At 53.7% G+C, this 23031-nt stretch carries 22 protein-coding genes and 1 pseudogene; 5 read left to right on the plus strand and 18 right to left on the minus strand.

Annotation, left to right across the window (positions count from 1 at the left end; genetic code table 11):
* Nucleotides 1-188: 188 nt before the first annotated feature.
* Nucleotides 189-707, plus strand: coding sequence for a cytochrome b (locus AC6I8X_RS24405; protein ID WP_497841462.1), 519 nt, complete (start codon nt 189-191; stop codon nt 705-707).
* A gap of 147 nt (nt 708-854) precedes the next feature.
* Here AC6I8X_RS24405 and AC6I8X_RS24410 read toward each other — a convergent pair whose 3' ends face one another.
* Nucleotides 855-1790: a CE1 family esterase gene (locus AC6I8X_RS24410; protein WP_497841463.1), complete on the minus strand. Its 936-nt coding sequence runs from the start codon at nt 1788-1790 to the stop codon at nt 855-857.
* Between the two features lie 200 nt (nt 1791-1990).
* Between AC6I8X_RS24410 and AC6I8X_RS24415 the strand changes: the two genes are divergently transcribed.
* The gene (locus AC6I8X_RS24415) at nt 1991-2206 is read left to right on the plus strand and encodes a YdgH/BhsA/McbA-like domain containing protein (protein WP_084872098.1); all 216 of its coding nucleotides are present in this window, start codon (nt 1991-1993) and stop codon (nt 2204-2206) included.
* Nucleotides 2207-2327: 121 nt separating this feature from the next.
* Here the strand turns inward: AC6I8X_RS24415 and AC6I8X_RS24420 are convergent, their stop codons facing one another.
* The 16 genes and pseudogenes from AC6I8X_RS24420 to rtcR all read right to left on the minus strand — a co-directional run bounded on the left by AC6I8X_RS24420 (nt 2328) and on the right by rtcR (nt 16948).
* A complete protein-coding gene (locus tag AC6I8X_RS24420) occupies nt 2328-2756 on the minus strand; it encodes a type II toxin-antitoxin system VapC family toxin (RefSeq protein WP_313688557.1) in 429 nt (142 codons plus the stop codon).
* Nucleotides 2753-3007, minus strand: a complete 255-nt coding sequence (locus AC6I8X_RS24425; RefSeq protein WP_313688559.1) for a type II toxin-antitoxin system Phd/YefM family antitoxin — start codon at nt 3005-3007, stop codon at nt 2753-2755. The genes AC6I8X_RS24420 and AC6I8X_RS24425 overlap by 4 nt, the downstream gene beginning before the upstream one ends.
* Before the next feature lie 62 nt (nt 3008-3069).
* Complete coding sequence (locus AC6I8X_RS24430; RefSeq protein WP_497841464.1) at nt 3070-4296, minus strand: glycine hydroxymethyltransferase; 1227 nt, start codon at nt 4294-4296, stop codon at nt 3070-3072.
* A gap of 29 nt (nt 4297-4325) precedes the next feature.
* On the minus strand, nt 4326-5018 hold the full coding sequence (locus AC6I8X_RS24435) for an amino acid ABC transporter permease (protein WP_497841465.1): 693 nt from the start codon (nt 5016-5018) through the stop codon (nt 4326-4328).
* 3 nt (nt 5019-5021) lie between these two features.
* Nucleotides 5022-5753 carry an amino acid ABC transporter permease gene (locus AC6I8X_RS24440; RefSeq protein ID WP_313688563.1) on the minus strand — a complete coding sequence of 244 codons (732 nt, stop codon included), beginning with the start codon at nt 5751-5753 and terminating at the stop codon, nt 5022-5024.
* A gap of 27 nt (nt 5754-5780) precedes the next feature.
* A complete protein-coding gene (locus AC6I8X_RS24445; protein WP_416414604.1) occupies nt 5781-6689 on the minus strand; it encodes a transporter substrate-binding domain-containing protein in 909 nt (302 codons plus the stop codon).
* A 241-nt stretch (nt 6690-6930) separates the two neighbouring features.
* On the minus strand, nt 6931-7608 hold the full coding sequence (locus AC6I8X_RS24450; RefSeq protein WP_497841466.1) for a GntR family transcriptional regulator: 678 nt from the start codon (nt 7606-7608) through the stop codon (nt 6931-6933).
* On the minus strand, nt 7601-8317 hold the full coding sequence (locus tag AC6I8X_RS24455) for an IclR family transcriptional regulator (RefSeq protein WP_299453942.1): 717 nt from the start codon (nt 8315-8317) through the stop codon (nt 7601-7603). Before AC6I8X_RS24455 ends, AC6I8X_RS24450 begins: the two co-directional genes overlap by 8 nt.
* Nucleotides 8318-8372: 55 nt before the next feature.
* A complete protein-coding gene (locus tag AC6I8X_RS24460; RefSeq protein ID WP_497841467.1) occupies nt 8373-9314 on the minus strand; it encodes a 2-hydroxyacid dehydrogenase in 942 nt (313 codons plus the stop codon).
* 35 nt (nt 9315-9349) lie between these two features.
* Nucleotides 9350-10543, minus strand: a complete 1194-nt coding sequence (locus tag AC6I8X_RS24465) for an MFS transporter (RefSeq protein ID WP_497841468.1) — start codon at nt 10541-10543, stop codon at nt 9350-9352.
* 63 nt (nt 10544-10606) lie between these two features.
* Nucleotides 10607-11809 carry a pyridoxal phosphate-dependent aminotransferase gene (locus AC6I8X_RS24470; RefSeq protein ID WP_497841691.1) on the minus strand — a complete coding sequence of 401 codons (1203 nt, stop codon included), beginning with the start codon at nt 11807-11809 and terminating at the stop codon, nt 10607-10609.
* A 162-nt stretch (nt 11810-11971) separates the two neighbouring features.
* A pseudogene (locus AC6I8X_RS24475) lies at nt 11972-12547 on the minus strand (amino acid ABC transporter ATP-binding protein); the annotation flags it as partial.
* 22 nt (nt 12548-12569) lie between these two features.
* Complete coding sequence (locus AC6I8X_RS24480) at nt 12570-13250, minus strand: amino acid ABC transporter permease (RefSeq protein WP_497841692.1); 681 nt, start codon at nt 13248-13250, stop codon at nt 12570-12572.
* A 10-nt stretch (nt 13251-13260) separates the two neighbouring features.
* Nucleotides 13261-13959: an amino acid ABC transporter permease gene (locus AC6I8X_RS24485; protein WP_497841469.1), complete on the minus strand. Its 699-nt coding sequence runs from the start codon at nt 13957-13959 to the stop codon at nt 13261-13263.
* 160 nt (nt 13960-14119) lie between these two features.
* Nucleotides 14120-14989, minus strand: a complete 870-nt coding sequence (locus AC6I8X_RS24490; protein ID WP_313685462.1) for a transporter substrate-binding domain-containing protein — start codon at nt 14987-14989, stop codon at nt 14120-14122.
* A gap of 378 nt (nt 14990-15367) precedes the next feature.
* Nucleotides 15368-16948, minus strand: coding sequence for an RNA repair transcriptional activator RtcR (rtcR, locus tag AC6I8X_RS24495; protein WP_313685460.1), 1581 nt, complete (start codon nt 16946-16948; stop codon nt 15368-15370).
* A gap of 194 nt (nt 16949-17142) precedes the next feature.
* On the opposite strand from rtcR, the gene AC6I8X_RS24500 reads away from it, so the two are divergent.
* The 3 genes from AC6I8X_RS24500 to AC6I8X_RS24510 all read left to right on the plus strand — a co-directional run bounded on the left by AC6I8X_RS24500 (nt 17143) and on the right by AC6I8X_RS24510 (nt 19548).
* Nucleotides 17143-17946: a nucleotidyltransferase domain-containing protein gene (locus AC6I8X_RS24500; RefSeq protein WP_497841470.1), complete on the plus strand. Its 804-nt coding sequence runs from the start codon at nt 17143-17145 to the stop codon at nt 17944-17946.
* 12 nt (nt 17947-17958) lie between these two features.
* A complete protein-coding gene (locus AC6I8X_RS24505) occupies nt 17959-19104 on the plus strand; it encodes a hypothetical protein (protein WP_497841471.1) in 1146 nt (381 codons plus the stop codon).
* A gap of 69 nt (nt 19105-19173) precedes the next feature.
* Nucleotides 19174-19548 (plus strand): hypothetical protein, encoded by a 375-nt coding sequence (locus AC6I8X_RS24510; protein ID WP_497841472.1) that lies wholly within the window; start codon nt 19174-19176, stop codon nt 19546-19548.
* A 70-nt stretch (nt 19549-19618) separates the two neighbouring features.
* Here AC6I8X_RS24510 and AC6I8X_RS24515 read toward each other — a convergent pair whose 3' ends face one another.
* Nucleotides 19619-23020, minus strand: a complete 3402-nt coding sequence (locus AC6I8X_RS24515) for an AIDA repeat-containing protein (RefSeq protein ID WP_497841473.1) — start codon at nt 23018-23020, stop codon at nt 19619-19621.
* Nucleotides 23021-23031 lie beyond the last annotated feature (11 nt).

A 23031-nucleotide genomic window follows, 5' to 3' on the forward strand; every position in this document is an offset into this window, starting at 1 on the left:
ACCCACCACGTCTTCGCATCCGATTCCTGAGAATATTCTCGGTCATAAATATCCAGGTCTCATCGTTATTACTTATAAATATGATGTGATGTCTTAATCCCATCAGCAAACAATTTGGTGACGGGATTTTTTACATGAAATAACAGATACCTATAACTTTCTCAACACCTTTAAAATGAGACAGGCAAATGAAGCATGAAAACTCGCGTTATGATCTTCTTACCAGATTATTACACTGGATAGTGGCGGCTGGTATTATCTATGCAATGATTGTCGGCTACTCGCTTCATTTTATATCCAACCCCGTAATTTTTAAGTTTTTTTCTACGTTAAACATGTCGTTGGCAACGGTGGTTGCCTTGCTGATGATGATACGATTTGTATGGCGTTTTTTTCGCCCTTCTGTTCCTTACACCGGGAGTATTACTGGTTATAAAAAAAGTATTGTCATATTGTTCCACGAGGTTTTCTACCTGGTTATATTTCTCGTCCTTATTAGCGGTTTCCTGATGTTGAAAAAAGGATACTTCTTTTTTGGCCTTTTCTTTATTCCGCAACCGGTTACGATCCCTGAAGTGAATGATTTTTTCTTTCAGGTTCACCGTTATAGCTGTATCTCATTGGGAGTGATGCTGTTGTTGCATGTTTTTGCTGTGATAAAACATCAATTCATTGGCAAAACGCCTGTTCTTTCAAGAATGAAATAGGTAAGTTGCCGTATACAATTTAGTTACAACAGACGTTAAGTGCCACTAAAATATCGGGTCCTGAGCCTGCCGGGAAACCTTGCAATGGACTCTCCGGAGCTGAAGTATGTGTTTAGCAAGATTGCGGTTTGTTGTAACTAATACCTGTCATTCGTCTGTCGGTCTCATAGGTAAAGATAAAAAGAAATCCATAATCACTGCGCTGGCGTTAATCTGATGGCTGGGTTGTCCGGTAATTCGCGGATGAAATGACAGGTTATTACCAGGCCAGACGTGGCCTCCTCCCCTCACCGAAAGGACTGTCACCTTACCCGCCGGTGGACAACTGAGGTAATCCGTCCGCACGATTCTGGTGGGGTCAGACATGACAACAGCGGGAAGCCTGGCGGATTTAGACTCACCTGCACATCCGTTATGCCTGGCCCAGAAAGCTGCGGTTGCTGCAACGGATATCACTTGCCCCCCTTCCCCTCTGCCGCCAAAATCTTCCACCCATCCACCACCGTAAGGCATGATCGGGTCGGCCATTCCGTTGATCTGCATCACCGCAACCTGCTTTGCAGGCCGACAAGCCGGGGCCAGGCCAGCAGGCAGTGAACCCGCCACAGGTGCAATAGCGGCGATGCGGGATGAAAGATCACAGCCCAGGCGCTCAGTAAACAATGCTCCGTTGGATATGCCGGTTGCAAAGATTCGTCTGCTGTTGACGGCATAGTTATGCTGCACCTGGTCAAGCAAAGCCGCGACGAAACTGACATCATCCTGCGGATTTTTGATCGTTGTGCGGCCATCATTCCAGTGTTTATCGATGCCATCCGGATAAATGACGATAAAGCGGTCCTGGTCGGCCAGTGCATTGAATCCCGTCATCCTCTCCATCCCTGCTCCTCTCATGCCACCGCCATGAAAGGCCAGAATCACGGGAAATCCACCAACCGGAGGGGAGCCATCAGGCACATGGAGGGCAAAGGTTCTGGCCTGGCCTGCAGCCAGTACCTCCTGCGTACCATCTGCCGCCAGCGCTGCGCCCGAAAGGAAGACAGCAAGGACAACAATCCTGAAAATATTTCCCATCACCTTCATTTGCTTATCTACCCACTATTGGTCGGTTTAGATACCAGGAGCCTGACGGGATGATGTTCATTGATTTTCCCTATCAGCGCAATAGTTAGCATGATCACAATACCAGCATTTATTGTTAATATGCTAATGGTTGCCATGGTTATCATTATCCCCATCGAAAGCAATCATGCTTTCAACCATACAAACCAAGGAATAAGACCATGAAAACTATCAAAGCAATGACCATCGCCGCCGCAGCCGCTCTTTCTCTGATGTCCGCAGCAAGCTTCGCTCAGAGCATTTCTGTTACCGCCGATACTCTGGACGGTGCCGAAGCTCAGGTTGCCGCTCAGGCCGCACAGCATGGCGATCAGTATAAAATTACCGAAGCCAACACCAACAACCGTGTGCATATGACCGCTGAACTGTACAAATAACGGATGGTCGCAAAAGGAAGTGCCGGAAGAGGTCGCCCCACGGGGCGGCCTTTTTCGCTTGTGTGAAATGAGTAGGTTGCCAATAAATGATGGGGAGACTTTACAGCAGCAGGTAAGGGATTTATTGACGCCACTCCCACGGGTTAAGCAACTTTACACCCAATTCCTCAAAATCTTTCACATTTCTGGTAACAACCGTCATATCATGACGGTATGCGGTAGCGGCAATCATGGCATCATTTGCTGAACGCTGATCCGGGACATGCAGACTGGCACAATGTATGGCCGTTTCCGTATCAAAAGGCAGCACGCGTCCGGTAAATTCACGCAAAACCATCTGAGTAAACCATCCTCGAAGCATATTCCCCTGAAGTGCATCCTTGCGTGAAATCTGAAGAATCCCTTTTTCAATTTCCATAATGGTGATCGCAGATACAAACATATCGCCAGCCTCTACCGTATCAGTCCAGTTTGATACGTGAAGATCTATCTTAGGCGTCCTTGCCTTGCGAAGTTCCGATATAACATTGGTATCAAGCAAATATCTCATGAAAAATCAACGTCCCTGAATCCGATGTTCATGCGTTCTGGCTCAAACTCAATGTCGGCAACACCAGACATCGCCAATGCATCCTGAATGTTGCGGCGTGTGCCAGTCAGTTTTTTGTACTCTTCAAAGGTAAGCAGAACGTGGGCAGGTTCTCCACGGTCCGTTATGTACACAGGGCCATTCTCTGCCATCTTCTTAGCAGCTGATACCTGCTGATTAAACAACCGGCTTGAAATTGTTGTTATACTCATAACAACCTCCAGCATGTAGAAACATACCTACATTATATGATTGCTGTACGTTTTTTCAACCCTCATGGTTTTACCCTATGAGAACAAACCATCCGCCCATCCGGGCCGCGTGCCAGCAGCCCCGCCAGCCGGGCAGCGAATGCCGCAAACGCCTGTTCATCACATCCCTGTCGGGTCATAAACTGAGTGCCCACGCGCAGGGCAAACTTCCCGGGTACCTGCGGATCGTTGCAGGTGCCGACCAGCACGCCTTGCCGGGCCAGCCTGTCGATGACCGCATTCGGCGGTAAATCGTCGCTCATCGGCACCAGTAACTGGTGAGTAGCGATTTGTCCCGCGGTTGCCGCGGTTACCGTCACTCCCAGCCCGGCCAGCGCCGCAGCCATCGCCAGCGTATTGCGGCAAATTTGCTGCGCATAACGCGTCCCCTCTTCACGCGCTTCCCGCAGGGTGACCAGCAGAGACGGCAGGCATCCGGCGTCGGCATTGGCGATAAATCGCTGCCCGATAAGTTGCGCTAATTGTTTCCCTTGCCCGGCATCGCGCCCGGCAATGATGCTATGCGGGTGTCCCGGCAGCGTTTTGTAGGTGGAACTGGTCAGTATATCAACGCCCAGTGCCAGCGGGTTGGGAAACACGCCGCCGGTAATCAGGCCCAGCACATGAGATGCATCGAACACCGTCACAGCGCCCACCTCGCGGGCCGCAACGACCACCGGCTCCACGTCATCCGGTTTGATCATCACCGAACGCCCCAGCATCACCATCGTTGGTCGTAGCCGCCGTACCTGGTCTGCCGCCGCTGCCGCGTCGAGGCAACAATTGTTCACCTCGAACGGCAGATCTGCCACATGCAGACCAGCCAGCGCCGGGGTACCGTCACGCCGCTGGCTGAGATGGCCACCGTGGGCTGCAGCCGGTGCCAGCAATAAATCGCCAGGCTTTGTGAAGGTGTGGAATACCGCCAGATTGGCGGTGGTGCAATTGGGCAGGCGCGTCTCGGCCCAGGTGGAACCAAGCAATCCATTGATTTCCTGGGTTAGCGCGACTTCCAGTGCCGAAACCAGCCCGGTGTCCGGTTGCTCTTTGTCAAAGGCCGGCCCCATCGCCGGATAAGCGCTGAGTCCTGGCGCATAGGCAGCCATTGCAGCCGGACTGGGCAGATTGGCTCCAGCGTAGAGCACGATACGATCGTGTTGCAGCACCTCAGTCCGCGCCGCGGCTGCGCGTAACAACGCGTCAGGATCGTTAGCAGACAAGGTGAAATCGTGGGTATCGGGTACAGTCATCAGAACATCCGTCAAAGTGAAATGTCGTGCTAGCGCACTATGGAGATGCGCTTTTGCAGATAGCGCACGCCGCGTGAAGCGCCGTAAGAGATCAGGAAATACACCGCCGCCGCAAACAGATACATCTCCAGCAGGCGGCCGTCACGCTGCGCCACTTTCGCGGCGGCACCGAGAAAGTCAGTGATCGACAGCACGTAAACCAGCGAGGTGTCCTGAAACAGGATGATGGTTTGTGTCAGGAACAGCGGCAGCATGTTGCGCATCGCCTGCGGCAGTACCACGTAAAACAGGGATTGTGCCGGCGTGAGACCCAGCGCCAGCGCCGCATTGCTTTGCCCACGCGGCAGCGACTGGATCCCGGAGCGGACGATCTCACAGAAATAGCAGGCTTCGAATAAGGTAAAAGTCACCACCGATGACCAGAACGGATCCACCCGGACCGGAAAAGAGGAGCCGGTCAACCATTGCAGCAGATAAGGCACCAGGAAATAGAACCAGAAAATCACCAGCACCAGCGGCAGCGAACGCATCAGGTTGACGTATCCTGTTGCGATCATTGCCAGCAGTGGGTTGCGGCACAGGCGCATAATCGCCAGACCGGTGCCAAATACGATACCGATCACCGTGGCACAGAGGGTCAGGCTGAGGGTGAAGCGCATACCGGTCAAAATCAAATACGGCAGCGCGCTGATAATGCTTTGAACGTCAAATCCTAACAGCATAACCTATCCTTTTTTTCCATAACCCGGCAGCGTAGCCCGCTTTTCTATGCCGCGCATCGTGAAGACGATGGTCATATTGAGCAGCAGATACAGCAAGGTGGCGACGCTGAACGCCTCGAAGACCTGAAAGGTGTTTTCCTGCATGGCTCGGGCGCTGCCGGTCAGCTCAATCAGGCCAATAGCCAGCGCCACTGAAGTGTTTTTGGTACAGCTGAGGAATTCGGAGGTAATAGCCGGTGTCACGATGCGATATGCCACCGGCAGCAGGACATAGCGATAGGTCTGGGGCAGCGTCAGTCCCAGCGCCTGCCCGGCCATACGCTGCCCTTTGGACAGACTCTCCAGCCCGGCACGCAACACTTCCGCCATACGCGCCCCGTGATAACAGCCGAGGCACAGCACCGCAGTATAGAACTGAGCGTCAGGCAGTTGCTTGAGCCAGTCACCGGCCTCCTTTGGTAAGGCTTCCGGCAACACGAAGTACCACAGAAACATCTGCATCAGCAGCGGAATGTTACGGAATACCTCGACGAAGGCACTGCCGCCCCGGTTCAGCCAGGGTGACGGCACATTGCGCAGCACGCCAGCCAGCGAACCGAGCAGCAGCGCAATGGCGAAAGCGCCAACCGCCGTAGCCGCCGTCCACCCCAACCCCATCACCAGCGTTTCCCAGTACGTATGAGCACCGTCCAGCGACACATCGAAAAAGGCGGCCCAGTTCCAGTGGTAGTTCATGTATTTATCCTGCCCGCGTCTCGTGGCTTAGCGATACAACTCTGGATTCGGATCGTCGGTCGGATTAGCGATGGCTTTCGTCAATTGCGCCGACATCGGGAAGTTCATGTTGACGTTCATTGGCGCGATCGGCTGGGTAAACCATTTGGCATAGATGGCGTTAATCGCTCCGCTTTTATACAGCCCCTCGATGGCGGAATTCACCAGCGCTTTAAACTGCGGATCGTCGCGGCGCAGCATGATGCCATAAGGTTCTACGGATAAAGGCTGATCTGAGATCTGATAGTCATCAGGTGATTTGGCGGTGGCGCGAGCCCCTGCCAGGGAAACATCATCAAAGATAAAGGCCGCAGCGCGACCGGTTTCCAGTGTCAGCATCCCTTCTCCCAGATCTTTCGCCATCAGGATGCGCATCCCAAGATGTTGGGCATTATTCGCCTCGTTGATGATCTTCACGCTGGTAGTGCCCGACAGCGTGACTACCGTTTTGCCTTTCAGCTCAGCCATGTCTGCCACCGGCGCGGACTTTTTCGACATGATGCGGACTGCGGCGACAAAATAAGTCGTGGAGAACGTCACCTGCTTTTGTCGTTCAGCGTTGTTGGTGGTGGTGCCACATTCCATGTCAATGGTGCCATTGGCCAGCAACGGGATGCGCGTCGCACCGGTCACCGCCATGGTATCAACCTTGAGATCAGGCTTGTTCAGCCGGGTTTTCACCGCATCCACTACCGCACCGCAGATATCCATCGCGTAGCCGATCGGCTTCTGGTTGTCGTCGTAATAGGAAAAAGGCACAGCGCCATCACGATGCCCGACGGAAATCTGTCCGCTGTCGGCAATTTTCTTCAATGTTCCGTTGAGTTCTTCACCGGCAACCGGCAAAGCAGACAATCCCAGGGTGATAACGGTTAACAGGGGCAGATATCGTTTCATGATCTCTCCGTGGTAAGCCAAATACTGCAAGCAAATGAAAATTCGGCTGCTCCCACCTGGCAGCAGGAACAGAAGACGACAGCGCTGAAGGCCAGAATGATGCGTTGGCGAGGATCCCGTCAACGAAAATTAATAATGTATAATGAATTCATATTGCACAAAGGCAGACAAAAGCCACTGCGCCAGCAGCAAAAGAAAGCAAAAAAGGGGATAACGGCGAGGGAACCCCCGCCGTAAATCGTCAGTCAGCCGCGGGTCGGCTGGCGTTCATCGCGTTGCGCACCGCGTTGGCGGTACTCATTACGTGCTGACGCATGGTTTGCGCCAGACGGGCGGACTCGCGCGCGCGCAGGCAGATCATGATCTCCTCATGTTCCTGCATCGCCAGCCGCCAGTCATCAGGCAACTGGCGCACGGTATGGCGAATATTACGGATGCGCTGCTCCAGGTTGCGGTAGAGCGCCAGCAGGGATTGATTACGGGCGGCAGCGAACAACGCAAGATGGATTTCCCGATTCAGCCGGGCGTATTCCAGTTTGTCCTGCTGCTGGTAAGTTTGCAGCATCGCGGCGTGCAGCTGTTCGATAGCGATAAGCTCGTCATCAGTTATTTTCTCGCAGGCTAACTCACAGGCCAGCCCTTCCAGGCTGGCGATGATGGGAAACAGCTCGTACAGTTCTTCATCGGTCAGCATCGCTACGCGTGCACCGCGCTGTGGCAGCAGAACCAGCATCCCCTCGGTTGCCAGCACCTTGAGCGCCTCCCGCAACGGGGTGCGGGAAATGCCAAACCGTTCACAAAGATCTTTCTCCGGTATTCTGTCGCCCGGCTCCAGCTCACCGCTGACGATCATCTCCCGGATGGCATCGGCTATTTCACTGTGCAACGTGGTGCGTGAAATAGGCATTCCCTTATTCATAGATGGTTGCCCCAAGCGCATAGGACAGTTTTCTGGCTTCTTCAATTAACAACTGCTGGCTGTCAGGATTAGCCGGATCGAAGCGAATGATCGGACCGGAAATACCCAATGCGCCCGCCAGCTGGTTATCGTGCTTGAAAATGGGAACCGACATCGAGGCAGTCAGGCTGGTCGGCAGGTTACTCCCCGCGCCAGTCGAGGTGAACACGCCCTGCGCGTAAGACCAGCCTTCCGGTATCCCCTGCTCAAAATGGCGTAAGGCTGTCGCTGCGGAGGTATCGTCCATCGGCAACAAGGTGCCAACAGGGACGCTGGAGCGGATATGCTGCGGCGAATCTTTCCGATACAAACACAGACGAAAATCCCCTTCACGCACAAAGAAGGAGCTACTTTCCACTGTCACTTCCGTCAGTTTATTCAGCACCGGCATGACGTGTTCGCGCAGGTTGAAAGTCCGCTCGTAAGTACAACCTAATTGATAGGCGCGGGAACCCAGTTCATAGCAACCATCAACCCGCTTGGACACATAGCGCTCCGCCTCCAGCGACAGCATGTAACGCATGATGACGCTTTTAAACAAACCTGTCGCTTCTTCCAGTTCTCCCAGCGTCATACCGCCAGGGTGATCAACAAAGGCATCTAAGATGGCCAGGGTACGCTTAACCGCTTTGACGGAACGATCGATATCGGTAGTTTTCTGCCTTGCCATAATTTCCTGTCAGGTAAACAAAAGCCGTTATTCAATAAAAAGTAATGTACTAGCATTAACATACCCTGCCAATCAGCTCACTGCCTGAGAAATACAATTCAACATTGTCCAGCATACGTTTCTGCTGCGCGGCTTGTGCATAATGGGTATTGGCAGCGATATGCGGCGTCAGAATCACATTTTGCGTGGCGAGTAAGCGGGCGGAAACAGCGGGCTCGGATTCATAAACATCCAGAGCGGCCCCCGCCAGCTGGCCGTTGTCCAGCGCATTACATAGCGCGGTTTCATCCACCAGCATTCCACGCGCAATGTTGATCAAATACCCGTGCGGACCCAATCGCTGAAGAATATTGTCGTTGATGGCGTGATAGTTTTCTTCGCTGCCGCGTGTGGCGACCACCAGAATATCAGCCCAGTCAGCCAATGCTTCCAGGCTCGCCAGATAATGATAAGGCACCGACTTGTGACTGCGGCTGTGATAGCCGATGGACATATTAAATGCCTCCCCCAGACGAGCGATGCGGCTGCCAATTTCCCCCAGCCCGTAGATGCCAAGTCGGCAATCCTGCAATCCCGGCACGAGGTGATAACGTTCGACGCTGTTGCCTTGCCACAGGCCGGTACGCAGAAAACGGTCACCCGCTAAAATATGCCGCGATCCGGCTAAAATCAGCCCCATGGCGAATTCCGCCACACTGCTGGCATTGGTTCCGGCGGCATTGGTCAGAGCAATGCCGCGCTGTTTCAGATACTCGCAATCAACAAACTCCACCCCGGAGCCGTAACAGCTCACCAATTGCAACTTTGGCAATGCATCGATCAGCGCCTTACCGGTTGTAATGCTGCTCATCGTCAGCAACACCTCGGCTGACTCCGCGCCTTCCGGCAAATCGCTGCCATCCAGACGGGTTAATGGGCCAACGAGGTGATAATGTTCACGTAACTGCTTAACCAACGCGTCCGGCAGCGTGCGCGCCATCAATATTGTTTTTTTCATCTTTTGTTCTTTCATTGCGTCGTTATAGGAAAGTGTTATCTGCATTTCAGAAGCCCCCACTGCCCGGCGAGCAAAGCGGCCAGTGCGAGCGCCATCACCATAAAAGTCAGGGTGATGTTGCCCACCGAGGCCAGCATGCCGACCAACAGATTTCCGATCGGCATGGTGCCCTGAAATGACATGCTGTACAGGCCAACCACCCCGCCACGTAGCTCAGGCGGGCTGCGGTGTTGCAGGGTGGAATTGATCATGGTGGAGAAAAACGTCAGGGATAACCCCAGCAGCAGAAAGCACAGGCAGGTCAGCAGCGGCTGATGGGACAAGGCGATGCCGCCCAGTGCCACAACCCCGCTCCAGGGTGCAACCTGCAACCATTGCAGCAGCTGCTGGTGTGACACCCGGCTGGAGATAAACACCGCCGAGCAGAGCGAACCGACACCCGCGCTACTGAAAAACCAGCCGGTATAGCGTGCAGTATCATGGAAACTCTGCGCCGCCAGTACCGGGATCAGCGACTGATAAGAACCGGCGAAGATCCCAACAAAGGCCAGCATCGGTAAAAAGCGCAGCGCAAAGCTGTCCTGGGTGACGAAGTGCAGCGCGTTGCGCATCCCCCCGGCGCGGCGTTGACTGTGTTCCGTTTCCACCACCTGAATGGTACGTACCGCACAGAACATGGTCGTCAGCCCGCACAGGGAGACGACGAATCCGCCGACAGCACCCACATGGTTAAAGCTAAACGCAGCCAGCGCTGGGCCAAACATCCGCCCGATGTTGAATACCATGGTGTTCATGGCAACGGCGTTATACATCAGGGATTTGTCGTGCAGGCTGCTGGTCAGCAGCAGTTGTCGGGTTGGCAGCTCCATTGAGGAGATGCACCCGGCGACTGCCGCCACCAGCAGCACGAAAGTCGGGCTGATGAAACCAAAGATCACACTGGCGAGCAGCAACGTGGTGAGTGTCATCGAGAAACACAGGATGCGCATCATGATGGTTTTCACCCGTGCTGGCGTCAGACGGCTGCCAAACAGCAACGGCACCACCAGAGACGGACAGTACAACAGGAAGTTCAGCACCCCGAGCAGCCAGGGTGAATGACTCATCTGCCATAACAGTAAATTCAGGGTGACGTTTTGCGTCCATAAACCGAGGATTGATGCGGCCTGCCCCATTAAATACCTGCGGGTCATCGGTTCTTTAAACACAGGAAAAGTCGTGGTCAGCATCGTGAATCGGCCAAAAAAGTATTCAGGTTGCAATGTGGCCCGGGTGGAAGCCCGGGCAGTAGCTTAGTGCAGGCTACGGCAGAAACGCTGGATACGCGTGCAGGCTTCCTGCAGTTGCTCCATCGACGCGGCGTACGAGAGACGGAAATTCGGTGCCAGGCCGAATGCGTCGCCGTGTACCAGCGCCACACCTTCGCTTTCCAGCAGGGCTTCGGTGAAGTCTTTATCGCTGCGGATAACACGTCCGGCTGGCGTGGTTTTATTCAGTACACCGGCACAGGAGGGATAGACATAAAACGCCCCCGCAGGCACCTGGCACGTCAGGCCAGGGGCCGCATTCAGTGCCTCAACCACATAATTGCGACGCATAACAAAGCTGGCGCGCCAGTCATTAAGGAAATCCTGCGGACCATTCAGCGCCGCAACGGCAGCCCATTGGGAAATAGAAGAGACTCCAGAGGTGATTTGTCCCTGGATCGTTTCCATCGCTTTGATAAGCGTTGCAGGTCCGGCACCGTAGCCGACGCGCCATCCGGTCATGGCATAGGCTTTCGATACGCCGTTGATCACCAGTGAACGATCCATCAACGCGGGTTCAACCTGCGGGAAGGTGTAAAACTGGTTGTCGTCATAAATCAGTTGTTCATAGATATCGTCACACATCACCCAGACATGCGGATGACGCAGCAGCACATCGGACAGCGCACGCAGTTCTTCAAAGGAATACACCGCGCCTGTTGGGTTGGAAGGTGAGTTGAACAACAGCCACTTGGTTTTCGGCGTGATCGCCTGCTCCAGCGCTTCTGCTGAGAGTTTGAATCCCTGCGCTTCACTGACCGCGACGGTAACTGGCGTGCCGCCCGCCAGCGCGACCATTTCCGGGTAAGACACCCAGTAAGGTGCGGGAATAATCACCTCGTCACCTGCGTTCAGCGTCGCCATCAGCGCATTGGAGATAATCTGTTTGGCACCATTGGAGACGATGATTTGTTTAACGGTGTATTCCAGCTGATTATCGCGTTTAAATTTGGCCACGATCGCCTCGCGCAGCGCAGGAATACCGGCGATGGGCGGGTACTTTGTTTCGCCCTGGTTCATCGCCTGCAATGCCGCCTGCTTGATGTGTTCCGGGGTATCGAAATCCGGTTCTCCGGAACTCAGGGCGATAACATCCTTCCCCTGCGCTTTCATATCACGCGCCAGCTGGCTGGCCGCGTTGCTGGCGGAAGGTTTAATTCGGGAGAGGGTATTGGATAAAATGGTCATTCTTATTGGTCCTGTCAGTGGCGAATATCGGCGACAAATTTTTGCGCGCGGATGTTGGGGATGGTGGAAAAAGTCTTCTGGCTTAGCTCGTTCAAGGATTTCACCGCGATCCATGAAGATCACCCGGTCGGCCACTTCCCGGGCAAACCCCATTTCGTGGGTGACACACACCATGGTCATACCTTCCTTGCCGAGTTGCTTCATGACCTGCAGGACTTCGCCGACCATTTCCGGGTCGAGCGCACTGGTCGGCTCGTCGAACAGCATGACCGGAGGTTTCATCGCCAGGGCGCGGGCAATGGCGACACGCTGTTGCTGTCCACCCGAGAGCTGATGGGGATAGGCATGCAGTTTCGCCGAGAGGCCGACTTTCTCCAGCAAGGCCATGGAAACCGCGTCGGCTTCCCGTTTGTTACTCTTGCGCACCCGGCGCTGCGCCAGCGTGACGTTCTGCAACACGGTGAGGTTGGCAAACAGGTTGAACTGCTGGAAAACGAAACCGATGTTGCTGCGAAACTGGTTGAGGTCGGTGTTTTGCGCGCGGCTGTCTACACCGTTAACCAGAATCCGTCCTTGCTGAATCTCTTCCAGCCGGTTGATGGTACGGATCAGGGTCGATTTGCCTGACCCGGATGGACCGCAAACCACCACCACCTCACCTTTTTCCACCACCTCGTTGACGTTGTTGAGGACTTTATTGGGTCCATACCACTTCTCAACGTTTTCAATTCTTAACATCTGCCTTCTCCTGCAGGTTAACTTAGTGTTTTTTCTTTAAAACGCTTTCAAGTTTTCCAACCAGTTGCGTCAACGAAAAACAGATAATGAAATAGATAATTGCCAGCACGCCAAATACCTGGAGCGGCTTGGTTAACTCCAGCGTGTTGATTTGATAAGCGGAGTAGGTTAATTCGGCAACACCAATGACATAACCCAGTGAAGTATTTTTGATCAGGTTAATGAACTGATTCAGAATACTGGGGATCATATTAAATAATGCCTGCGGCAAGATAATTTCAAACATAGTTCGGGTGTGACTGATTCCCAGGGTACGGGCAGCTTCAGTTTGTCCCTTTGGAATCGCATTAATACCGGCCCTGACCACTTCGCCTAAAAATGCCATTTCGTAAATAATCAACGCCACCGTCAACGTCTTCACGCCAGAAATAGAATGGCCGGAAATTAACGGCACCGCAAAATAAGACCAGAACACCAGCATCAATACCGGCAGGCCGCGAATCACGCTGGAAAATAATGTTACCGGCACATAGATGATTTTATGTTTGCTGGTGCGGGCAATGCCGATCAATATCGCCAGCGGGAATGCGCAGATTAAACCCGCCGCCGCAATCAGCAACGTCAGGGCTAATCCGCCCAGCGGGCCGTCAGGATATCCCCCGACCAGGATCAGGTCGCGATAGTTCACCACGATTGAAAGCATATCGTTCATCTTAGCGGCTCCCGGCGTGGTAAATGAAACGATCGTAGGCAAAGCCGACGCCAACGATCAGCAATGAACCCAGCAAATAAATCACCGAGACAATGGCGAACGCTTCAAAGGTCCTGAAGGTTTCATTTTCAATCTGCTTGGCCGCGTAGGTGAGCTCTGCAACGCTGATCGCCATTGCCAGGCTGGTGGCCTTGTACAACGCCAGTGACTGATTAATGAGTGGTGGAACAGAGACGCGAATCGACTGCGGTAAAATCACATCCCGCATGGCCTGGGCAAAAGTTAGCCCCAGCGCCCGGCAGGCTTCCATCTGCCCACTGGCGATAGAGCGCAAGCCACTGCGCAGATCTTCTGACATAAATGCTGCGGTATTCAGCGTCAGAGCCACATAGGCAAAGAAGAATTCACTGCCGTGCTCATTGACCCACTGAGACAATATATCGGGTAACACTGCCGACAGTCCGAAATACCACAGCAGCAACTGAACCAGTACCGGCACATTACGGTGATATTCGACATAAATAACGACAAACCAGCGTAGGGGGACAATACCTGATATACGCATCGCGGTCAGAAATAATGCCAGAATAAAGCTGGAGATCAGACATAAAGCAAAAAGGCTTAATGTTGTTTCCAGACCTGTTATCAGCCACTGCAAATAAGCACCCTGCAGCAGTGAAAGTGGATCAAAACTTACCATTGCAACTCAGCTCCTTAACGCAGTGAGATTCGTAATAATCAATAGTCATCATGATGAGATAACTGCGTATAGAGGTTGATATTCGTTTCTTGCAAAACAGGCGTAATGATTACCGCACCGGAATCAGATGCGGCAGTATCATCATCTATTTTTCGGCGATTTATTCTGTACTGAGTTTGATTTGTTCGATCGGTTCTAATTTATGTTCCCGCGGCATATTATAGACGGTACCCTTACCCAGCCATTTATTCCAGATGGCATCCAGTTTGCCTTCCTGCTCCATTTTTTCCAGTGCACTGTTAACCGCCGCCAGAAATTCAGGTTCGCCTTTTCTGACGCCCAGCGCGTTGGGTTCCCAGCCAATCGGCTGGTCAATAAAGGCATATTTCCCTTTCCCGGCCTGTAGATAACGGATGCCGGAGGTTTGTGCAAATGCCTGCCCGCTGATTTTCCGTTGCTGAAGCGCCAGAAATGCTGATGGGGAATCGTGATAGGTAACGACGCCGATTTTCGGGAAAGATTTGCGCAACCAATATTCAGAAGTGGACCCGGAAGTCATGCCGACACGTTTATCGTCCAAATCCGCCAGGGATTTATCGCCATCGCTGACCGGCACCAGCACTTTCAGTGGCACCTGGAAATGTGAGGAAGTGAAATCAATCTGTTTTGCCCTTTCTGCTGTGTAACCGAGTGCGGCGGAAAGGATATCAACCCGGCCAATCTGTAATTCCGGAATGCGTGCTTCCACGGACAGGGTTTTCTGCACCATTTTCACGCCGAGTTGGTCGGCCAGTGCCTGACAAACATCAACATCAAATCCGACAACTTTACGGGTTTTGGCATCGGTAAACCCCATCGGCTCGGTGGTGGAGAGCGTGCCGCACACCATCTCGCCGTGTGCTTTGATGTCCGCCAGTTCGTTAGCAGATGCGGTGCCACTGACTCCAGACAGTCCGAGCACGGCGCTGGCCAGCACAACGGCGCTGAGGGTTTTTCTTTGCCAGGTACAGCTGATTGCATATTTAGCCACAGGGAGATCCTCATAGAAGCGAAACGACGCCAGACGTATGTCCAGGCCTGCTTAACCCACACTCACTCAAAACAAAGTGAATTTTCATAATGCCATTATGATTTTTATAATGCATAAAGAATGCCATCTTGTGACATTAAGGTCAGGAATATGTTTATTGATTATTTATCAAAATGTTGCGTGATATTTTCAATGATGTCTGGACAGACTGACGGGTATCTCTCAGGGAAAGGATCGCAGAAAATAGTGAGATCCCGCGCACTATTTTAGGGATGAGGATGCTCCATAACAGGGCCAGTAAGATATTCAGGAATGGCTGGGATCTGTCGATTCGCTGAAGCTTGAAGCTCAGTTGATTTGCCCAGACTCCCTGGCTCATCAACCCTTTTCTTTGTGCACATCTTCCCAGCTTAAATCAAAACGCATAAGGTATTTACGCAACCGATCAGCATCATTTGGCTGCTTTTTTTGCTGTCTGGAGATGGCAAAGAGCCTGCGTCCAGCTTCTGACAGCGAGGCAGAGCGCTGGCAAACTTCAATGACCGTTTCTAATTGCTTTTGATCAAACAGATCGATGTCACACTCAATGGGCAATGCCACAGGCTGTTGATCTTCTGTATGCCAGTTCGCCTGTAGACGGGCGATCTCTTCATCCACCAGTGCCAATGTAATGCGTCCGTTTTCTGCCAGTGTGGCCATACGCGCTACGCTGGCACCGAGTTCACGAAAATTGCCTCGCCAGGTGGCATCCACTGAATTCGCAAAACGAAGGTAGTGAGTGCGCGCATCTTTCTCAAAACGCACCTGACTGCGCTGGTTGCGCATAAAGCGCTGTAATTCGTAATCAACATTAGGCTCAATGTCTTCACGACGCTCAGCAAGTCCCGGCAGCCTGTAGCTCCACATATTTATACGAGCATATAAATCCTCCCTGAAACGCCCTTCCCTCACCCACTGATGCATATCACGATGCGTGCCTGCAATCAGTTGAAAATCACTGCTAACTTCACGGTCTGAACCAAACGGGAAGAAGTGTTTCTCTTCAATCGCGCGCAACAGCATGGCTTGTTCGTCAAGGCCCAGCTCCGCGATTTCATCCAGAAACAGGATGCCGCCATCAGCTTCACGCAACAAACCCGTGCGTGCAGCCAATGCACCCGTGAACGCCCCTTTGATATGCCCAAACAGCGTTGACATGGCGTTATCACCACGCAACGTGGCGCAGTTCACAGCGACAAATTTTCCTTTGACCTGATGGCGTGACTGGCGCAACTGAAAAATACGCTCTGCCAGAAACGATTTCCCCGCACCTGTTGGTCCCGTTAAAAGCATCGGCGCACTGGATCGCTGCGCCACGCGTTCAATTTGCTCAATGAGGGCGTTAAACGTGGGATTGCGAGTCTCGATACCTGACTTGAGGAATGATACCGAACTCTGCTGTTCATACTGAAAGCGACTGGTTAACGTGGCGTAGCGGCTCAAGTCCAGGTCAATGACCGAGTACACCCCCTGCGGTGCTACTTCTCCTTTTTTACCCGGACCGGTCTGCAATAGGCTGGCAGGCAGATAACGTGCTTCAGTCAGCAGAAACCAGCAAATCTGCGCCACATGGGTACCCGTGGTGATGTGCACCAGATACTCCTCATGCTCGGTATCGAAGGGATAACGGCTTGCGAAATCGAGGAATGCGCCGTAAACCTCTTCGAAATCCCAGGGATCTGTGAGGCTAACCGCATGTGGCACCACCCTGGTCTGCGGCGAGATTTCGCCAATGTCCTCGATCAGGCGTTCTGCCAGGCTGATATCGCGTGGTTGATACAACAACTCGAAACGGTCAATGGGTAACTCTTCATGCAGGCACAACGCGACACTTGGACGCCATTTGGTCCACCGATGTTGACGCTTACCGCGCCTGTCGAGCTGAGTTCCCAGCATGCCGATAACGACACGTTTTTTCATTACTTATCCTGCAAGATAAATTCTTATCCAATAAGATAAGAATATCTCTCCTCACCTCACGTAGCAAATCGAAAGAAAAAAATAATTAACATTAAAATCATAATGTTATTAGCAATTCCTGCAAAATATAATTATTGGCACGCTATCCGCTATATGTATGGAAACGAAATCAATCAGTGACGGAAATAAATGAGATGAACATACAGACTGGATTACACAGCGTTAATGAGTCAATGCGTAAGCGCGTTCGGGAAGTCCTGCTCCAGATCGAAGATGAACACGATGTGCGTATTCTGTTTGCCTGTGAATCAGGCAGCCGCGGCTGGGGTTTTGCCTCACCAGACAGTGATTATGATGTGCGTTTTCTCTACGTGCACAAACCTGAGTGGTATCTGCGCGTTGAATCGCCGCGAGATGTGATAGAAAAACCGATCGACGCTGAACTTGACGTCTGCGGCTGGGAATGGCGCAAATCGCTGGGGCTGTTAAAGCGCGCCAACCCGACACTTATCGACTGGCTGGACTCCCCTATCATATACCGGCAGAACGATGATGTGATGGTCCGCATTAACGCTATCAGCAATTTTTTCTTTTCACCGGAACGCGCGCGTTGGCACTACCGGTCTATGGCGCATAAGAACTTCCGGCAGTATCTCCAGGGCGATGAAGTCAGGCTGAAAAAGTACTTTTATGTGCTGCGCCCGCTGTTAGCCGTGCGCTGGATAGAAGCGGGTAAAGGCGCACCACCGATGCGTTTCGATCAGTTGTTGCAAGGAACCCTGGATGATAGCCCGTTACTGCAGGATATTGCGGCGTTGCTTGCTGCTAAACAGCGAGCCGGTGAAGCACAATATGGGCCACGCCGGCCCGTGATACATGCCTTTATCGAGGATGAACTGGCACGTACTGAAGTGGCACTCCCCCGATCAGCAGATAAGCGGGATGACGCCTTGCTGGATGCACTGCTATTTGAAACCGTGCTGGGAAAGCATGCTTAACAGGGAACGGATATGAAAAACTGGCTTAACAGATTATTGGGCAAGCAACCGCAACAGACTATATCGGTGGTATGGGATGCACAGTTACCGTCGATTTATGCCCGCCTTGAGCAAACCTATGCTCAGCCACGCCCACTGGCTGAGGATAATCATGTTTTAGAGAATCAGCCATTAGGTGATTCAGATGAAACGTTTTGGGCGCCGGGAGCACTGGAAGGAACGATGATTTATCACTTCGGTGCAGGAAGCGATGACCCAGGCACTGATAAGATACTACTGGCGTTGAAGCAGGTGCTGGCAAAACCTGGCATACAAACAATGCAGCGGTTGTATCTCCTGATAAATCAGGATTCACCACTGTATTACATTGATGAACTGATGAAAGCCATCGCGGAGAGCACCGGTCTGCAAGCGGATCGACTCCACGACCTGGTGTTATCGCTGTGCACGCAAAGCCCGGATCGCAACGCGGTAAAGTTTGCTATGGCACTGATGGCCTTCTTTCCCGGCCAGCGTAGCGTGGAGGTGTTACAGGTATTGGGGCGTCATGACGAGTTCACGCTTTATGCTGTCGTCGCGATGCGTTCCATGATTGAACCAGAGCAATATGCAGCTATCTGGTTTGCCATGGCACAGAGGGTCAACGGCTGGGGCCGAATCCATCTAATGGAACGTATCCCTGATGCGCTGAATGAAACGATGCGACAATGGTTGTTACGTGAGGGTTTCGCTAACTCAGTCATGAATGAATATACAGCGTTGAATTGTGCGCTGCGAGGCGGGTTAGTGGACGCGCTGGCAACAGAATACGACGATCCCCTTCTGTTGGGGGCAGCGGAAATGCTGTATGTGCTGATAAGCGAAGGTCCAGTAGCCGGTATGTCAGCTTATGATGATGGTGGGAAGGCTTGCATGCTCTATTTACAAAGCGTCCTGGCACATCAGCCCGCGCATCCACTGCACTACCTCACAGCCAGGAATCTGGGTGAGTGGGCTAATTGTGAGAAATCATTAGATACCACGACCTCCTCGCAGTTAGTGGCCATGAGCGCCGAGGTGCTGGCATTAGCCATGTGGGATGAGGTGACTACTCAGGCACTGGCGGGTGAAGAAGCTTACCTGTTCAATCTTGCGATTGAAGTATGCCGCCATCGCTAGGAGGATCCCTTTCCTGACCTTTTTGCCCGACAGCGAGATAATCCTGAATCAATGCTCTGGTATCAACTGATGCAGACGGACGATGCCGTCCAGGCAAGCCAGGTATGTTTTCTGGCAGAAACTCAGTTCGACCTCAAAGAAATGGCGAGTGGACCCGCACTGAGCAGCGGCATGGGCCCCAAATGGGCTGCTCAGCGCAACCTGGATGCGGTATTGCAGGAATTAAAACGCTTTCCAGAAATGGGATGGCCCTTACTGGAAGCGGCGCTGAAAAGTCCGGTGATCAGAAACCGTCAGATGGCGATTAATGCTCTCGAAATGTGGCCGTTTGATAGCCTGTCAGTTCATGGTCCCTATATTGAAGAATGTGTTGATACTGAACCCCATAAAGAGGTGCAGGAGCGTCTGAAAAAACTACGAGATCGATTATCTTCCGCAAGGTAAACCCTTTCATCTAAAAGGGTTTTTTACGTTAAAGCCGGGCAAAGATGCCCGGCTTGTTAATTGATGATGATCAGAACGACACGCCCAGTCTGACCTGTCCATAGTAGCCGCCGGATTCCGCGCCGTGCAGCGCATCAGACCAGCCACCCTGCACACCCAGCGTCACGTTCTGACGGATGCGTGCGTCCAGACCCCCGTTGATCCCAACCCCGGTACCCGACAGGTTGCTCCTGAACGATGCTTCCGATACCGCCACACCCGGCACCGATGCCGTCACGCCACTGTGGCCGCCGTAACTCTGCGTTATCGATGGCGTAACCCACCAGCTCAACTTCGCCTTCGCATCCTGCGACGAGCCAACCTTCAGCCCTGCGCGAACCGACTGACGATGAGTGTTGGACCAGCTGAGTGATGCTGCTTCATCTTGTGCGTCATCCACGCTAAGACCCTGCACTGTGTACTGCAACTGCGGTTCCAGTGACAGGTTTGATCCGACGCTGAACGCCTGTCCGACTTCTGCCGAGGCCAGCCAGCCGGTGCCATCGGTTGACAACCGCGTACCGTCGTTCGAGTTGGTAGACAGGCTGTGATGACTCGCCTGCAGCACCCCGTCAATATGCAAACCGGCATGGCTGTGGCCCGACAGGTACACACCACCGGTATAAGACGTGTCGCGATCGGTACCCGCCGCGTGGCTGCCACCGTCACGCCAGACATCGCTGCGCATCAGGCCGGTGGCACCGTACAGCCCTGCCCGCCAGTCGGCATTGGCACCGTCAAGCTGCCAGAGATCCCCACCCAATTGCAGGAAACTATACGCGCTGCTGCTTTCCGGCACGCTGCCGCCTGTCAGACTGCCGCTGTCAGCATGGCGCAGATGGCCCGCCACCAGACGGCCCCAGACCCGGCTGTCCGGCGCGTAATGGAAGCGCGTATCCGCCGTGCCTGCCACCAGACGGTCGAAATCGAGTGACAGTGAAGGCAGCGCCGCATAGCTCCACATGCCGTCACGGTAGTTGGTGGTACCGCTGACCGGCGTGGTGTCGCTGCTACCTTCATCCGGCGTGGTGCTACCGGTATCCGTAGCGGGCGTTTGTGTCAGCTGTGAAGTCAGGTACCAGCTCTGGTCAGCGTTGCGATACAGGCTGTAGGAATACGCACCCGCCACCAGCGGCTGGTTCAGGGTAAACGCGCCGACATCGGTCGTGCCCCCGTTAATGGCCTGGATCACTGCGATACCGTTGCCGGTGGTCTGGGCACCCAGTCCACCCCGGTTCAGCACCAGCAGGCCGGTGCTACCGGTAGCCTGGCCGCCATCAATCACGACTTTATCGATCGGTGAGCTGCTGTCGCCCGCCACGGTGTAGAGGGTGATGGTGCCGCCATTGCCGACCAGGTTGGTCACAGTCAGCGTATACGGGGTAAAGGCTCCCTGCGACGGTACAAATACGATGCTGCCTGCGTTCGTCAGGGTATCGACCAGTGAGTCACCGGTGATATTCCAGCTACTGCTCTGGTCAATGTTCACGTCAGTCGGGTCGATGATACCGGTCAGGGTGGTGCTGTTGACCAGCGACAGCGAGGTACCGGACTGCGCGACAATGTCCGTGGTCGCCTGCAGGCCGTCCATGATCAGTGCGCCGTCATTGAGGTTAACCTGCGACTGGCTGAAAGTGCCGCCCAGCGTAAGCGTACCAGAACCGTTCTTGGTGAGCTGCCCACTGCCGGTGATATCGGTATTCAGTGCTGCGCTGGTGCTGGTGTCATAGGTGGTGACGCCGTCGTTGACGAAGCTGCCGTTTGCCAGCGTCAGCACACCGCCGTCAGCAATATTCAGCAAACCGCCCGCCGCTACCGCGGTGTCCGTGGCGGTGCCGCCACTGCTGACGTTAAGCAGACCACCGTCGTTAATGACAGAACTTGAGGCAAAGCCACCATTAAATACGGAAAGCGTACCGCCGGAGTTAACCGTGGTTGAGATAGCCGTACCCGCGACATTCTGAGCACCACCCGCGTTGACAATGGTGCCGCTAGTGGCACCACTCACTGTCACGGACTGCACGCCGCCAGAATTCACCGTGGTGCCGGTGGTACTGCCGTTGACGTACTCCCAGCCTCCCTGGTTAATCACTGTCCCGATCGATGAATCGCCAGATTTGACGTTCAGAAAACCGTTGTTCTCCAGCAACACGTTTTGCGCCTGACCACCACTAATGGAAAAAGCCCCCAGTGCGTTGGTACCCGCAAGAGCGGCACCGGTACTGGTCACCAGCACCGCGCCGGATGCCAGCGTCAGACCGGTAGCGCTGGCACCATCATTAACATACAGCGTCCCGCCGGAGTTGACTGTGGCATCGGACGCCGTGCCGCCGCTGTTGATGTTCATGTAGCCGTTATTGGTCACGGTAGTCCAGTTCGCCGTGCCGCCGTTGTAAACATACTCCGCACCGCCAGCCGCCACCGTGGTTGAGTTGGCAGTCCCATAGATACCCTGGGCCGCGTCGCTACCTATCTGCGTACCGGTCGCCGTGCCGTTGCTGTAAACATACTGGGCACCGCCTGAATTCAGCGTGGTTGACTTCGCTTCACCAAAGACCTGCTGAGTTCCCCCCGATACCGTGGCCGCGACGGCTTCGCCGCCCGCATATATCGTCTGGTAGCCACCAGAGTTGAGTACGGCTGAAGTGCTCAGGGTGCCTGAGTTGACGTATTCGATGCCACCCGAATTGATCTGAGTCGCAACCGTCGAGCCGCCACTGTAGAGGAACGCTCTGCCGCCATTATTAAGGGTGGCAGAGGTGACGCTGCCGTAGGTATTCAACTGACCACCGGAATTCACCACGGTGTCAGTCACCGACCCGCCATTGACAACAAACTGATTTCCGCCCTCGACGGTGGTGGCGCTGGCGCTGCCGCCGCTCTCAACATACTGCACACCGCCAGAGTTCACGGTAGTGGAATCGGCACTGCCGTAGACATCCTGCCAACCCGACGAATTCACCGTCGTTGAGAAAACAGAACCCCCTGCCGAGACATACTGCCTTCCCCCGCTGTTGACCGTTGTGCCAGTTGCCAGGCCACCACTATTGACGTACTGGTTAGAACCGCTGCCGCTGATGGTAGTCGCGACCGCAGAACCCCCGGCATAAATCACCTGATTGCCGCTATTGGTGATGGCCGTTGATGTTGCTACAGCACCGCTACTGACATATTCATAAGCATTGTTGGTTACGGTGAGGCTGCTCGATCTATCACCACTATTAAGCGTTATCGAGGATCCGGCTCCCGTAAGGGTTCCGCCCCAAATCACCGCTCCTGCTGGCAGCGACGCCACACCACTCCCCAGCAGCAGGACCGCACATGCCGCTTTCTTCACCGCCAGCGGCGGACGTCCACCACTTCCGGCACGTTCTGACGCCACCACCCAAGCCTGACGCGCAGCGCTCCAGACAATCCTGTAAGCTTTATTCATTTCCCTGTCTC

It is taken from the genome of Pantoea sp. X-Soil-TKNS-1280 (genome assembly GCF_059730475.1).

Excerpts from the sequence above, each read along its gene's own strand:
- AC6I8X_RS24425 (WP_313688559.1), bottom strand. The coding sequence starts at position 3,007 with ATGAGTATAACAACAATTTCAAGCCGGTTGTTTAATCAGCAGGTATCA.
- rtcR (WP_313685460.1), bottom strand. The coding sequence starts at position 16,948 with ATGAAAAAACGTGTCGTTATCGGCATGCTGGGAACTCAGCTCGACAGG.
- AC6I8X_RS24470 (WP_497841691.1), bottom strand. The coding sequence starts at position 11,809 with ATGACCATTTTATCCAATACCCTCTCCCGAATTAAACCTTCCGCCAGC.
- AC6I8X_RS24480 (WP_497841692.1), bottom strand. The coding sequence starts at position 13,250 with ATGCTTTCAATCGTGGTGAACTATCGCGACCTGATCCTGGTCGGGGGA.
- AC6I8X_RS24420 (WP_313688557.1), bottom strand. The coding sequence starts at position 2,756 with ATGAGATATTTGCTTGATACCAATGTTATATCGGAACTTCGCAAGGCA.
- AC6I8X_RS24500 (WP_497841470.1), top strand. The coding sequence starts at position 17,143 with ATGAACATACAGACTGGATTACACAGCGTTAATGAGTCAATGCGTAAG.
- AC6I8X_RS24445 (WP_416414604.1), bottom strand. The coding sequence starts at position 6,689 with ATGAAACGATATCTGCCCCTGTTAACCGTTATCACCCTGGGATTGTCT.
- AC6I8X_RS24455 (WP_299453942.1), bottom strand. The coding sequence starts at position 8,317 with ATGGCAAGGCAGAAAACTACCGATATCGATCGTTCCGTCAAAGCGGTT.
- AC6I8X_RS24440 (WP_313688563.1), bottom strand. The coding sequence starts at position 5,753 with ATGAACTACCACTGGAACTGGGCCGCCTTTTTCGATGTGTCGCTGGAC.
- AC6I8X_RS24515 (WP_497841473.1), bottom strand. The coding sequence starts at position 23,020 with ATGAATAAAGCTTACAGGATTGTCTGGAGCGCTGCGCGTCAGGCTTGG.
- AC6I8X_RS24415 (WP_084872098.1), top strand. The coding sequence starts at position 1,991 with ATGAAAACTATCAAAGCAATGACCATCGCCGCCGCAGCCGCTCTTTCT.
- AC6I8X_RS24405 (WP_497841462.1), top strand. The coding sequence starts at position 189 with ATGAAGCATGAAAACTCGCGTTATGATCTTCTTACCAGATTATTACAC.
- AC6I8X_RS24430 (WP_497841464.1), bottom strand. The coding sequence starts at position 4,296 with ATGACTGTACCCGATACCCACGATTTCACCTTGTCTGCTAACGATCCT.
- AC6I8X_RS24505 (WP_497841471.1), top strand. The coding sequence starts at position 17,959 with ATGAAAAACTGGCTTAACAGATTATTGGGCAAGCAACCGCAACAGACT.
- AC6I8X_RS24485 (WP_497841469.1), bottom strand. The coding sequence starts at position 13,959 with ATGGTAAGTTTTGATCCACTTTCACTGCTGCAGGGTGCTTATTTGCAG.
- AC6I8X_RS24465 (WP_497841468.1), bottom strand. The coding sequence starts at position 10,543 with ATGCTGACCACGACTTTTCCTGTGTTTAAAGAACCGATGACCCGCAGG.
- AC6I8X_RS24410 (WP_497841463.1), bottom strand. The coding sequence starts at position 1,790 with ATGAAGGTGATGGGAAATATTTTCAGGATTGTTGTCCTTGCTGTCTTC.
- AC6I8X_RS24460 (WP_497841467.1), bottom strand. The coding sequence starts at position 9,314 with ATGAAAAAAACAATATTGATGGCGCGCACGCTGCCGGACGCGTTGGTT.
- AC6I8X_RS24450 (WP_497841466.1), bottom strand. The coding sequence starts at position 7,608 with ATGAATAAGGGAATGCCTATTTCACGCACCACGTTGCACAGTGAAATA.
- AC6I8X_RS24510 (WP_497841472.1), top strand. The coding sequence starts at position 19,174 with ATGCAGACGGACGATGCCGTCCAGGCAAGCCAGGTATGTTTTCTGGCA.
- AC6I8X_RS24435 (WP_497841465.1), bottom strand. The coding sequence starts at position 5,018 with ATGCTGTTAGGATTTGACGTTCAAAGCATTATCAGCGCGCTGCCGTAT.